Raw genomic sequence first — 13,320 nt, forward strand, 5'->3', positions numbered from 1 at the left:
GGGTGGTGCTGTTCAATCGTGCTAGGCACTCACCGCTCGTCATTCCCGCGAACGCGGGAATCCAGTGTCTTGCCGTGATCTGACCGAAAGTCGCTGGATTCCCGCGTTCGCGGGAATGACGGCCTTGTGAGAGCGCGGGTACTGGGGGATGCGGGGAGATTTAGCGGTCATGCCGTTGCCACCAACCGCTGCGGCACCTGCTTCGTCCGATGCATCCGATTCGCCAACTCCAGCCAAGCCAGCGCGCTGGCCTCGATGATGTCGGTGCTAGTGCCCGAACCGGTCAGCTCCACCCCGTCCACGCGCGCGGTCACGCTGGCCTGGCCCTGAGCATCGTCGCCGGTGGTCACGCTGGACACGTTGTAACTGTCGATGCGCAGCGCCACGCCGGTCGCGCGCGCCAGCGCGGCGAACAGCGCGTGCACCGGGCCGTCGCCGACCGCGGCTTCGCTGACCGTCGCGCCTTCGGGGTCGACCAGTTGCACGCTCGCGGTCGGCAGGCTGCCGTCGGACACGCCGGTGCTGACGTGGGCACGCATCAGGCGATAGCCGCGCGCGGCCTTGGCGTCGGCGCCGAGCACCAGTGCTTCCAGGTCGGCGTCGAACACTTCGCGCTTCTTCTCGGCCAAGGCCTTGAATGCGGCGAAAACGGAGTTCAGGCGCGCTTCGTCGAGCGTGAAGCCCAGAGTCTGCAGACGATCGCTCAACGCCGCGCGGCCGCTGTGGCGGCCCATCACCATCTGCGACTGCGCCCAGCCGACGGTTTCCGGATGCATGATTTCGTAGGTGCCGCGATGCTTGAGCATGCCGTGCTGATGAATACCCGACTCGTGCGCGAACGCGTTCTGGCCGACGATCGCCTTATTGCGCTGGACCACCATGCCGGTGATGCGCGACAGCAGGCGCGAGGTCGGCACCAGCCGGCGTGTGTCGATGCGGGTGCCGACGCCGTAGTAAGCGTTGCGTACGCGCAGCGCCATCACCAGTTCTTCCAGCGCGCAATTGCCGGCGCGCTCGCCGATGCCGTTGACGGTGCATTCGACCTGGCGCGCCCCGCCTTCGATCGCGGCCAGGCTGTTGGCCACCGCCAGGCCCAGGTCGTTGTGGCAGTGCGCGCTGAACACGGCCTGGTCGGCATCGCGAACGTTGGCGCGCAGGTATTCGAACAGCGCGCGGATCTCGCTCGGGGTGGTGTAGCCGACCGTGTCGGGAATGTTCAAGGTGCGCGCGCCGGCGGCGACCGCGGCGCTGCAGATCTCGGCCAAGTAATCGTGTTCGGTGCGCAGCGCGTCTTCGGCCGAGAACTCGACGTCGTCGACGTACTTGCGCGCCTGTTCGACCGCCGCGACCGCGCGCTCCAGCACCTGCTGCTTGTCCAGGTTCAACTTGTGTTGGCGGTGCAGCGGGCTGGTCGAAATGAATACGTGGATGCGCGGCTTGGCAGCGCCTTCGAGCGCGCGCGCGCAGGCTTCGATGTCGCCCGGATGGCAGCGCGCCAGGGTGGCGAGGGTGGAGCCGCGCACTTCGCGCACGATCGCGCGGGTGCCTTCGAGGTCGGCTTCGGAACTGGCGGGGAATCCGGCTTCGATCACGTCCACGCCGAGTTCGCTGAGGGCGTGCGCAAAGCGGAGCTTCTGCGTGGCGCTCATGCTGCAGCCGGGCGACTGTTCGCCGTCGCGCAGGCTGGTGTCGAAGATCGTGACGTGGGGCTGGGCGTCGGTAATGGGGGTTACCGGGCCGGACGGATCGTTCATGCGGGCAGTTCCTCTGTTGCGTCTGAATGCTGCGGGGAAGGGCTTGCTGCGTGGGTTCGCGCCGGCTGGGCCGCGGACGCGAAGGAAAGATTGGCGAGCTGGTAAATGTCCGCCTCGACGGCGGTGTCGCGGCCGAGCGCTTCGCGGCTGCGGCGGCGCGGACGGCGCGGCGCGCGCGGGCGCACTTCCGACAGCAGCCGCGCGAGCACGCCGGCATCGAGGTTGCCGCCGGAGACCACCGCGCATTTGCGCTTGCCGGCGATGCGCCGGCCGGCGGCCAGCGCCAGCGCGCCGGCGCCTTCGGCGATGATGTGTTCTTCCAGAGCCAGGCGAACCAGGGTTTCGCGCAGCTCGGCTTCGCGCACGATCACCACGTCGTCCAGCAAGGTGCTCAGCACGCGCTCGGTCAGGCGGCCGGGGTCTTTCACCCGCACGCCGTCGGCCAGGGTCGCGGCCGGTTCGATCAGGCGGCGATCGCCGCGCAGCGCGCGCGCCATCGAGTCCACGCCTTCGACCTGCGCGCCGATCACCCGCACGCGCCTGGCCGCGGCCGAACCCGACAGCAGTTCCGACTTCAGTGCGATCGCCACGCCGGCGGCCAGACCGCCGCCGCCGATCGGCACCAGCATCACGTCGGGCGCGAACGCTGCCAGTTCCAGCGCGACCGTGCCTTGTCCCGCGATCACATCGGGATCGTCGAACGCCGACAGCAATCGGTAATCGTGTTGGTCGGCCAGTTCGATCGCGAAGGCCTTGGCTTCATCGTAGGTGTCGCCGTGCAGGCGCACGGTCGCGCCCCAGTGGGCGACACCGGCGATCTTGGTCTGCGGCGCGCAGCGCGGCATCACTGTGATCGCGTTGACGCCCAGGCGATACGCCGCCCAGGCCAGTCCTTGCGCGTGATTGCCGGCCGAGGCGGCGATCACCGTGCGGTGATCGCCGCGTTCGCGTCCGGCCAGCAGCGCGTTGAGCGCGCCGCGTACCTTGTACGAACCGGTGCGCTGCAGGTTCTCGAGCTTGAGCCAGCAACCGAACCGCTCGGCGTGGTGCAGCGGCGTGGGGTCCAGGTAGCGGCGCAGCCGCGCCTGCGCCGCCAACAAGTCGGCGGCGCTGATCTGGGCCAAGCTGGCTACGTCGCAGTCCATCAGACCGGGGTCAGCCAGGAGGCGTAGCGGCTTTCGTGTCCACGCACGACGCGCGCATACAGCGCGGCCAGTTCGCGGGTGACCGGGTTGTCGCCGAACTCGCGGCGGTCCAGCACCGCGATCGCGGTGGCTTCGGCGGCGGTGCCGCAGACGAACACTTCGTCCGCATCCAGCAGTTCGTGCAAGGTCACTTCGCGCGACTCCGCGCCGGACAGTTCGATCATGGTGTCGCGGGTGATGCCGGGCAATGCGTCGCGATGATCGACCGAGGTGATCACCGAGTTCTTGACCATGAACACGTTGGCGCCGGTGCATTCGACGACATAACCCTTGTCGTCGGTGAACAGCGCTTCGTCGAAGCCGCGTTGCTTGGCCTCGCGCTTGGCGAGGATCGAATTGACGTAGGCGCCGCTGAGCTTGAGCGGCGGCATCGAGGTGGCCGGGTTGCGCTTCCACGGCGACACGGTCAGGCGGGTGCGCGCGCCGCCCAGGTGCACGACCTTGGCCAGGGTCGCGATCATCAGGTGTTGGGTCAGCGGATCGACGTCCAGGCCGATGGTGCCGGTGCCCATCCAGGTCAGCGGACGGATGTAGGCGTCGCGATGGCCGTTGGCGCGCAAGGTGGCGAGGGTGGCCTGGGTCGCGCGTTCGATGTCGAAGTCGATGCCGAACATGTCCGCGCCCTTGCGCATGCGCTGCATGTGTTCGGGCAGGCGGAACACCGCCGCGCCGCCGTCGGCGGTGGCGTAGCTGCGGATGCCTTCGAACACCGCGGTGCCGTAGTGCATGGCGTGGGTGGTCAGCGGGGCTTCGGGCGCGTCGCCGGCGATGAAGTTTCCGTCGAACCACACCAGTGGTTGATCAACCGCAATCGGGACTTCACCACGATCGTAGGACTTAGAACGCCCAGATGCGGTCGAATCGTGATTCTCGGATGTTTCACCGCGATCGCTACGCGCCGGCGCATAACTGCGCTCGCGCACCGCCGCAGCCGCCAACCCGGCATGCTGAGTCGGCGTCGCCGCCGGTTGTTCGAGAATTTCAGTGCTCAGGTGCATGGAGAAACCTCAACGGCAAGACAGTCGTAAAGCTTGGCGAGCTGACTCTGCAGCGCGGTGTCGGCGCGATCGCCTTCCACCGTCATGCGCAGATGCCAGCGATCGCCGTCGGGTTGCGCTTCGCCATCCACCGACAGGGGACGGAAACCGCGGCGTTCGGCGGCGCCCAGTACGCGAGCCAGCGCGCCTTCGGCCTGGCGCAGGGTCAATTCAAGCTGGTATCGCATGGGCGTCCTCCTTTTCGGCGGTGGTGGGCGGGGTGAGACTGGTGATCGCATCGGCATCGCCCGCTTCCGGGTCGAGCATCTGCGCGTTGTTGTGATTCGGCGGAACCAGCGGCCAGACGTTGGCGGCCTGATCGATGGCGACGTGCAGCAGCACCGGACCGGGCGTCTGCAACATGTAGTGCAGCGCTTCCTCGACCGAATCGGCGCGGTCGACGTACATCGCCTTGACTCCGAACGCGGCGGCCAATGCGCAGAAGTCCGGGTTGTCGGACAGGTCGACTTCGGAATAGCGGCGTTCGAAGAACAGTTCCTGCCACTGCCGGACCATGCCCAGGGCCTGGTTGTCGAGCAGCACGATCTTCACCGGCAGGCGATAGCGCGCGATGGTCGCCAGCTCTTGCACATTCATCAGGAACGAGCCGTCGCCGCTGACGCAGATGACCTGCGCCTCGGGGCTCTCCGGCTTTTGCAAAGCGAGCTGCGCACCCAGCGCGGCGGGAACGCCGAAGCCCATCGCGCCCAGCGCGCCGCTGGTCAGATGCTTGCGCGGGTTGTTGAATTGCCAGTGCTGCGCGACCCACATCTGATGCTGGCCGACATCGCACGAGACGATGGCGTCCGGCGTCAGTTCCGACAGCCGACGCAACAGCGCCGGCGCGTACACGGTTTCGCCGGGCGCGTCGTAACGCGGCGCGCAGTCGCGCTTGCGTTGCAGGCAGGTGTCGCGCCAGGCGCGGCGCGCGCCGCCGTTGCGGGCCTGCAGTTGCGCGGTGACCGGCGGAGTCAGCGCATCCAGCGAACGGCGCAGGTCGCCCTGCACCGCGGCATCGGCATAACGCAGCTTGCCGATCTCGCAGGCGTCCAGGTCCATGTGGACCACGCGCGCGTTCGGCGCGAACTCGGCCAGCTTGCCGGTGGCGCGATCGTCGAAACGCGCGCCGACCACGATCAGCAGATCGCATTCCTGCACCGACAGGTTCGCCGCGCGATTGCCGTGCATGCCGAGCATGCCCAGGTTCAAGGCGTGCTCGGCCGGCAGCGCGCCCAGTCCCTTCAAGGTCAGCACCGAAGGGATCTGGCTGCCTTCGACGAACGCGCGGAACGATTCGACCGCATCGCCCAGCGAAATACCGCCGCCGCCGTAGATCAGCGGCTTCTTCGCATGCGCGATCAAGGCCGCGGCTTCGTGATAGGCCGCGTCCGGTGCGGTCGGCACCGGATCGATCGGCAGCGGCACGTGCGCGGCCAGATGCGAGGCATCCTGGTTCTGCACGTCTTTCGGCAGATCGATAAGCACCGGACCGGGCCGGCCCGAACGCGCCAGACGAAACGCTTCGGCGACGATGCGCGGCAGCTCATCGACGCTGCGCGCCAGGAAGCTGTGCTTGACGATCGGCATGGTCATGCCGAACACGTCGAGTTCCTGAAACGCGTCAGTGCCCATCAGCGAGGTCGCGACTTGACCAGTGATCGCCACCATCGGCACCGAGTCCAGCATGGCATCGGCGATGCCGGTGACCAGGTTGGACGCGCCGGGGCCGGAAGTGGCTACGCACACGCCGACTCGCCCGCTGGCACGGGCGTAGCCGTTCGCCGCGAAAGCCGCGCCTTGCTCGTGACGGACCAGGATGTGTTTCAGGTCCGACCCGTGCAGGGCATCGTAGAAAGGCATGATCGTGCCGCCCGGATAACCGAACAGCACGTCCACCCCTTCTGCGGCCAGTGCTTGCACCAGCCAGCGGGCACCGTTCATCAGGCGGCCTCTTCCTGTCGTTCGCCCTGGGTCGCGGCGGGAGCGGCCTGCGCGGCCGCCGGTGTTTTCGGCGCGTTGTCCAGCCACTTCATGTTGGCGCGCAGCTTCTTGCCGACCGCTTCGATCGGATGCTCCAGGTCGCCCTGCTTGAGCGCCTTGTAGTTGGTGTTGCCGGCGGCGTATTCGGCGATCCACTGCTTGGCGAAGGTGCCGTCCTGGATTTCGGTCAGCACTTTGCGCATCTGCGCCTTGGTGTGATCGTCGACGATGTAGGTGCCGCGGGTCAGCGCGCCGTACTGCGCGGTCTCGCTGATGAACTCGTGCATGCGGGTCACGCCGCCCTCATAGAACAGATCGACGATCAGCTTCAGTTCGTGCAGGCATTCGTAATAGGCGACTTCAGGCTGATACCCGGCTTCGACCAGGGTTTCCCAACCGGCCTGGACCAGCTTGGTCGCGCCGCCGCACAGCACCGCCTGTTCGCCGAACAGATCGGTTTCGGTTTCTTCCTTGAAGGTGGTCTTGATCGCGTTCTGGCGCGCGCCGCCGATGCCGCCGCAATAGGTCAGGGCGAACTCTTCCGCGCGGCCGGTCTTGTCCTGATGCACGGCGTAGACGCTCGGCACGCCGCGGCCGATTTCGTATTCGCGACGCACCAGCGCGCCCGGGCCCTTCGGTGCGACCAGTACGACGTCGAGATCGGCGCGCGGGGTGATCTGGCCGTAATGCACGTTGAAGCCGTGCGCGAACAGCAGGCAGGCGCCTTGCTTGATGTTGGGTTCGATGACATCGCGGTACAGCTGCGGCTGGACCATGTCCGGAGTCAGCACCGCGACCAGTTCGGCTTCGGCGACGGCTTCGGCCGGGGTCTTGACGGTGAAGCCGTCGGCCTTGGCCTTGATCTCGGTCGGGCCGCCCGGCCGCAGGCCGACGGTGACGTCGAAACCGGAATCGCGAAGGTTGAGCGCGTGCGCGCGGCCCTGGCTGCCGTAGCCGACGACGGCGATCTTGGGGCGGTGGGTGGTTGCGGTCATGTCTGTGATCTCGGAGGGGAGGAGTTAGCGGAGAGGAGTGAGTGGAGAGGAGTGAGGAGTGAGTGGGGGTCAGGCGGGTTCAGGAGTGGGGTGTTCGATCAAGGTGGCTTCGATCTTTTTCGTCGGCGGCGATTGCAGTGGGCCGGGCGCGGTGACCGCGCCTTGTGAGGCCGAGCCGACCAGGCGTGCGTACTTCGCCAGCACGCCGGTGGTGACGCGCGGCGCGATGCGCGCGGGCTCGCGCGAGGACAAATCGGCAGCGACGTTCAAGGTGCGCGTGGCGACGTCGATGCTGACGCGGTCGCCTTCGCGCAGACGCGCGATCGGGCCGCCGTGCGCGGCTTCGGGCGAGATGTGGCCGACCATGAAACCGTGGGTGGCGCCGCTGAAGCGGCCGTCGGTGATCAAGGCCACGTCGTTGCTCAGACCTTGCCCGACCAATGCGGCGGTCACCGCCAACATCTCGCGCATGCCGGGCCCGCCGGTCGGGCCTTCGAAGCGGATCACCACGATGTCGCCGGCCTGGATCTGTCGCGCCTGCACCGCGGCGAACGCGGCTTCCTCCGAATCGAACACCCGCGCCGGGCCTTCGAAATGTTCGCGGCCGTGACCGGCCAGCTTGAGGATGCAGCCTTCCGGCGCGAGGTTGCCGTAGATGATCGAATAGCCGCCGCGCGGTTTGATCGGATCGTTGACCGGACGCACCACGTCCTGCTCGTCGGCCATCACCGCTTCGGACAGCTCGGCGAAAAAGGAACGGCCGGTGACCGTCGGAATATCCTCGATCAGACCGGCCGTCTTAAGCTCGCGCGCCACCAGCGCCGCGCCGCCGAATTCGAACATTTCCGCGGCGGTGTAGCGTCCGCCGGGTTTCAGATCGGCGATCACCGGCGTATGCGCGGCGGCTTCGAATTCTTCCAGGTCGAAGGCGACCCCGGCTTCGTGCGCGATCGCCAGCAGATGCAGCGCGGCGTTGGTCGAACCGGCGGTGGCCGAGACCGCGCGCGCGGCGTTGCGCAGCGCGTGCGGGGTCAGCAGCGTGCGCGGCGTGGGGCCGCCGTTGCGCAGTTGCTGCATCACCAATTCGCCGCACAGGCGCGCGGCTTCGGGCTTGTCGTCGTGGATCGCGGGGATGTCGTTGTACCCCAGCGGCGACAGGCCCAGGAAGGTCAGCACCATCGCCATGGTGTTGGCCGTGAACTGGCCGCCGCAGGCGCCGGCGCCGGGGCAGGCATGCGATTCGATGCGGTGCAGTTCGCGGTCGTCGATGCGTCCGGCCGAATGCGCGCCGACCGCTTCGAACACGTCCTGCACGGTCAGCGGCTTGTCGTCGCTGGCGCCTTTCTTCGACGGGCAATGGCCCGGCATGATCGTGCCGCCGTAGAGGATCACGGTCGGGATATCCAGGCGCGCCGCCGCCATCGCCGCGGCCGGGATGGTCTTGTCGCAGCCGACCAGCAGCACCATCGCGTCCAGGCAGTGGCCGGACACGGCCAGTTCGATCGAATCGGCGATGGTTTCGCGCGAGGCCAGCGACGCGCGCATGCCGTCGGTGCCCATCGCGATGCCGTCGGTGACGGCGATGGTGTTGAACTCGATCGGCGTGCCGCCGCCGTCGACGACGCCGCGACGCACGTGCTGGGCCAGGTCGCGCAGGGTGATGTTGCACGGCGACACGTCGGTCCAGGTGTGGACGACGGCGACCAGCGGTCTGGCGATGGCCGCGTCGTCGAGACCGGTGGCGCGCAGCATCGCGCGCGCGGGGGCTCGGGCCGGGCCTTGCTTGATGGCGTTGCTTCTCACGAACGGCGATTCCTTTGCTGCGAATCCTTCGCAGTGCCCGCACGTCCGCGTGCGGTGTTTTCAGGAACCCAGGGCCGTAAAACGAAAAACCCCGCGCCTTTTGGGCGCGGGGTTCAGGTTCTTTCGACCTTGGGTTGTGTGGTTTTCTACACGAACCCGACTCCCGCGCTGGTAAGCCCGGTAATAAGTACGAGGACGAGAATAATCGTGGCGATCAAGGGCGCGGAGCGAAGCGCGACGCGCGCGGCGTCGTTCGAGGCCGGAGCCTGGAGCGAAGTCGTCTGCGGGTGGTTGTTGCGCTGCGTCATGGGGTCGAGAAGAGCATGCCCGTTTACGGCTTGTCAACAGTTTCTGGAAAAACCATCGCGAACTGTGGCTTGCTCCTCCACTTGGGCGCGGATCGAAGGCGCGCGTATGCGGCGTGGCTCCGGGCGGCAGCGCTGCCGCCGGCCGGGTTCGATCGGATGGAATCGTCCTGAATTGAAATATTTCTCCAATGTGAGATCGTGTCCTCCTTTTAACCGGGGCAACCGGATCGCACAGGGACGCGGTATTCGATTCGGGAACGAAGCAGCGGGATCGAGCCCCCCGTTGTCGCGCTTCGACCTGGATGCCCGCACCCGCCGGATGCGCCATCAGGGGGAACGCAGATGCACGGCTCTTCGAACGGGCGTTTTGATGCGCCGTCGCCGCGACGGTCGAGGTTGCGATTGGCGATTCGCCGTCATGCCTGGGTGTTGCTCGGCTGGGCGGTGCTGGCCGGGTTCTGCCCGAGCGTGTTCGCCCAGGCAGGCTCGCGCGTGATCGTCAACGGCGACCTGGAGTTCGGTGTGGCGAACGGCTCGGGGGCGATGATAGACACCGATTTCGGTATCGGCGCCACGTTCGACGGCGGCGCGAGCGCATCCAATCCCTGGTTCACTTCGCACCCGACCCAGGCGGGGCAGTGCAGCGCGGCCTTCGGGGTCGTCGGAGCCTGCCATCCGGTCGAAACCTGGGTGTCCAACAACAATCCGGACCTGACCGGTCCGGTCGCGGCCAATACCGGGACCAACTTCGTCGAACTGAACGCGTTCGTCGGCTCGATGATTTACCAGAATGTCTGCCTGGTCGCCGGCGATACCTTGAGCTATCGCTTCGCCCACCGACGCCGCGTGCTCGCGGGCAGCGGCAACAATCCCGACAGCGCGGCGTTCCGGATCAAGGATCAGGCCAACGGTCTGGTCCAGACCATCACCACCTCCAGCGTCACCGGCAGCAGCTGGGCGATCCGCACCGGCAGCGCGACGATCGGCGCGGGCGTCTCGGGCATCCTGCGCCTGGGCTTCGAGGCCATCGCGACATCGTCGGGCAACCTCAGCGCCGGCAATTTGCTCGACAGCATCAGCATCGGCCTGCGTCCGCTGGTCGATCTCGGCGGCACGACGTCGTCCGGCGCGCAACCGGAAGGACAAGACCTCGGCGATATCTTCATTCGCCTCAACGGCACCTCGCAGGCCGGCGGCACGGTGATCGCGCTGCAGCGCGTCGCTCCGCTCAACGGCGACGCGGCGGCGCTGGACGGCGACTTCATCCTCACCGTCGGCGCGGGCGCCACCATGAGCCATGCCGCCGGCAGCGACATCTGGTTGATCACGATTCCGGCGGGCGCGGAATTCGACGGCGGGGTCGCGCCGGGCGCCGCCGGCGCGAGCAATCCGCCCGATGGCATCAGCATCGATGTCGATGCCGTTACCGATGCGCTGATGGAGCCGCGCGAATCGTTCCGCCTCCAGATCGTCAATCCCGGCGTCTCGGGTTCGAGCAACAATTGGCTCAGCAGCGCGCCGACCTGCAGCACCCAGACCACCGCGACCCCGGATTTCGTCATCACCGGGCAATCGCAGGTGCGGTTGGCGAAGATCAGCGACGGCGCCATCGGCAGCTTCAACTTCGCCTTCGGCAATGCCGATACCGATCTGCTCGCCGCCGGCACCCAGGCCGCCGCTACCATCGCCACCAGTGCCAGCGGAACCGCGGCCTTGCACGACGCCGATGCCGGCGCCGCGGGCGCGCAAGGCAGCGCCGTGGTCGCGCCGGGCGCGGCCGTCACGATCGTCGAAACGATCCCGCCGGGCTGGGTGCTGAATTCGGCGGCGTGCGTGGATGCCGCCAATGCGCCGGTGGCCGGCACCAGTCTCGCCGGCGGCACCCTGACCATTCCGGGCGCGGCCACAGCGGCCGGCGCTTCGCTGACCTGCACCTTCCGCAATGGCCGCTCGCCGATCGTGCGCCTGGGTAAGCGCCTGCCGAACGGACGTTTCGTCGCCGCCGACCAGTTCGTCCTGAGCATCGCGCCGCCGGGCACGGGGGCGGCGACGTTCACCACCACCGGCAGTGGCGACGTCGCGGCGGGCCAGGCGGTGGTCGATCCGGCCGTCGCCGGCACCAGTTACATGCTGTCGGAAACGGCGACGGCGGGCGCCGATCTCGGCAACTATGCGATCGCCTACGCGTGCACCAACGCCAACGCGGCCGGCAGCGCGGGGCCGTCCGGCGCCGCCTCCGCGTTCGACCTGGTGCCGGCGGCCGGCGACGACTTCACCTGCACCTTCGCCAATACCCGCAACCCATTGTCCGATCTATCCATCACCAAGACCAACACGCCGGCCGCGGGCGCGACGGATCAGGCGGGCGACGTGGTGATGCGCGAAACCGCCATGGTCTATCGAATCGTCGTGACCAATCACGGTCCCGACGCGGTGACCGGCGCGCTCGTGCGCGATCCGGCCTCGCCCGGCCTGGATTGCACCGCGGCGACGTGCGCGGGCACGGCGTGCCCGGGATCGTTGAGCGTGGCGGCGCTGCAGGGCGCCGGTGTCGCGCTCGGCGCGTTGGCCAACGGTGAGTCGGTGAACTTCGACCTGACCTGCATGACGCAGTGACGAAAACCGGAGCCGCGATCGGATCGCGATGACGGCTCCGGGCATCGGCTCCGGGCCGGTCGCTTCAGGACCGGCCGGCAACAGCTCAGGCCAGCAACCGTTCGCGCAAGGCCGCATAGTCCGCCGCCATCGGTTCGGCCGATGCCGGCCGCGCCAAGGATTCGGCCAACGCCGGCGGCGGTTCGACCGCATGCCCGATCAGCGGCTCGACGATGCTGTCGAACTTGGCCGGATGCGCGGTGGCGACCACCGCCCACGGGCGTTCATCGCCCTGTGCGCGCAGCGTTTCCAGCACGTGCAGGCCGGTCGCGGTGTGCGGGCAGGGCACGATGCCGTGGCGTTGCGGCGCGGCGCGGATGGTGTCGACGATGGTGGCGTCGTCGACGCCGTCGGCCTGGATCGCCGCGCGTAGTTGCGCGTCGTCGCGATGCCAGTGGCGCAGGCGTTCGAAGTTGCTCGGCGCGCCGACGTCCATCGCGTTGGCGAGGGTGGCGCGGGTCGGCTGGGCGGCGTAGTCGGCGCCGCCGAAATAGCGCGGCAAGGTGTCGTTGGCGTTGGTCGCCAGGCGGATCTCGCCGATCGGCAGGCCCATGCGCTTGGCCACGAACGCGGCGCAGGCGTTGCCGAGGTTGCCGGTCGGCACGATGAAGTTGAGCGGTTCGCCGCGTTGCGCGTAATGACGCGATGCCGCGTGCGCGTAGTAGGCCGCCTGCGGCAGCAGACGGCCCAGGCTGATGCTGTTGGCCGAACTCAGCGGTCGTTGCGCGCGCAGTTCTTCGTCCGACAAGGCCTGCTTGGCGAGGCGTTGGCAGGCGTCGAAATCGCCGTCGACGCGCAGCGCCTGGACGTTGTCGCCCCAGCAGCCCAGGCCATGCGCTTGGCGCGGCGAAACCCGGCCGTCGGGATAGAGGATGACCACGTTGAAGCCGGGACGGCGATGGAACGCGGCGGCGACCGCGGCGCCGGTGTCGCCGGAAGTGGCGACCAAAATGGTGGTGGGTGCTTCGGAGGGTGCTTTCAGTCCGGCCAGCGCTTCGGCCAGAAAGCGCGCGGCATAGTCCTTGAACGCGGCGGTGGGGCCGTGGAACAGCTCCAGCAACCAATCATCGGCGCGCGCGAGCGGGCGCAGCGGTGCGTCGAACGAATACGCGCGCGCGCAGATTTCGGCGAGGTTCGGTTTGAGCGCGGAGTGTTCGAAGTAGGGCGCGAGCACGGCGTGCGCGGTGTCGGCGAGGGTGTCGGTGTCGAGCGGCTGCGCCAATGTCGCGAATCGCTCGGGGACGTACAGGCCGCCGTCCGGCGCGAGGCCGGCCGACAGCGCCGCGTCGATGGCGGTGGGCGGCGTTCGTCCGCGGGTGCTGAGGAAGTTCATGGTGGGTCTCTGGGGGAGGCGGCGGCGTTGGGTGGGGTTGGAGGCGAATGAGGAAAGAGGAGTGAGGAGTGAGTAGTGAGCTAAAGCCCAAGTCCACCTGGCCGCTGTTTTTCGAAGAGGCACTCGATATGTGAGGATGTGGCGAGGCGGTCGCGCGCAAAAGCGCTTGTGGCATGGATTGCTGCGTCAGAAAGCTGAGCAACTCCAGATGCGCGCAGAACCATTCCCCCCTTTAAAAAAGGGGGGCTAG

9 protein-coding genes are annotated in these 13,320 nt (G+C 67.9%); 1 reads left to right on the top strand and 8 read right to left on the bottom strand.

Annotated features, from left to right (window positions below):
- Window positions 1-167 precede the first annotated feature (167 nt).
- From ASD86_RS22955 to ASD86_RS22985, 7 genes are all read right to left on the bottom strand, one after another.
- Window positions 168-1,754, bottom strand: a complete 1,587-nt coding sequence (locus tag ASD86_RS22955) for a 2-isopropylmalate synthase (protein ID WP_056116330.1) — start codon at window positions 1,752-1,754, stop codon at window positions 168-170.
- Window positions 1,751-2,899, bottom strand: coding sequence for a threonine dehydratase (locus ASD86_RS22960; protein ID WP_056116333.1), 1,149 nt, complete (start codon window positions 2,897-2,899; stop codon window positions 1,751-1,753). The genes ASD86_RS22955 and ASD86_RS22960 overlap by 4 nt, the downstream gene beginning before the upstream one ends.
- Window positions 2,899-3,957: an aminotransferase class IV gene (locus ASD86_RS22965; RefSeq protein ID WP_082578643.1), complete on the bottom strand. Its 1,059-nt coding sequence runs from the start codon at window positions 3,955-3,957 to the stop codon at window positions 2,899-2,901. Before ASD86_RS22965 ends, ASD86_RS22960 begins: the two co-directional genes overlap by 1 nt.
- On the bottom strand, window positions 3,948-4,184 hold the full coding sequence (locus tag ASD86_RS22970) for an ACT domain-containing protein (RefSeq protein ID WP_056116339.1): 237 nt from the start codon (window positions 4,182-4,184) through the stop codon (window positions 3,948-3,950). Before ASD86_RS22970 ends, ASD86_RS22965 begins: the two co-directional genes overlap by 10 nt.
- Window positions 4,168-5,937, bottom strand: a complete 1,770-nt coding sequence (ilvG, locus tag ASD86_RS22975; RefSeq protein ID WP_056116342.1) for an acetolactate synthase 2 catalytic subunit — start codon at window positions 5,935-5,937, stop codon at window positions 4,168-4,170. Before ilvG ends, ASD86_RS22970 begins: the two co-directional genes overlap by 17 nt.
- Window positions 5,937-6,971, bottom strand: a complete 1,035-nt coding sequence (gene ilvC, locus ASD86_RS22980; protein WP_056116344.1) for a ketol-acid reductoisomerase — start codon at window positions 6,969-6,971, stop codon at window positions 5,937-5,939. Before ilvC ends, ilvG begins: the two co-directional genes overlap by 1 nt.
- Window positions 6,972-7,040: 69 nt before the next feature.
- Entirely contained in the window at window positions 7,041-8,774 is a 1,734-nt protein-coding gene (locus ASD86_RS22985; protein ID WP_056116347.1) for a dihydroxy-acid dehydratase, read from the bottom strand.
- A gap of 710 nt (window positions 8,775-9,484) precedes the next feature.
- Between ASD86_RS22985 and ASD86_RS22990 the strand changes: the two genes are divergently transcribed.
- Complete coding sequence (locus tag ASD86_RS22990) at window positions 9,485-11,698, top strand: DUF11 domain-containing protein (RefSeq protein ID WP_157477039.1); 2,214 nt, start codon at window positions 9,485-9,487, stop codon at window positions 11,696-11,698.
- A gap of 85 nt (window positions 11,699-11,783) precedes the next feature.
- Here ASD86_RS22990 and thrC read toward each other — a convergent pair whose 3' ends face one another.
- On the bottom strand, window positions 11,784-13,070 hold the full coding sequence (gene thrC / locus ASD86_RS22995) for a threonine synthase (protein ID WP_056116352.1): 1,287 nt from the start codon (window positions 13,068-13,070) through the stop codon (window positions 11,784-11,786).
- Window positions 13,071-13,320 lie beyond the last annotated feature (250 nt).

The sequence above is a fragment of the Lysobacter sp. Root690 genome, assembly GCF_001427785.1.
GTDB lineage: Bacteria > Pseudomonadota > Gammaproteobacteria > Xanthomonadales > Xanthomonadaceae > Lysobacter.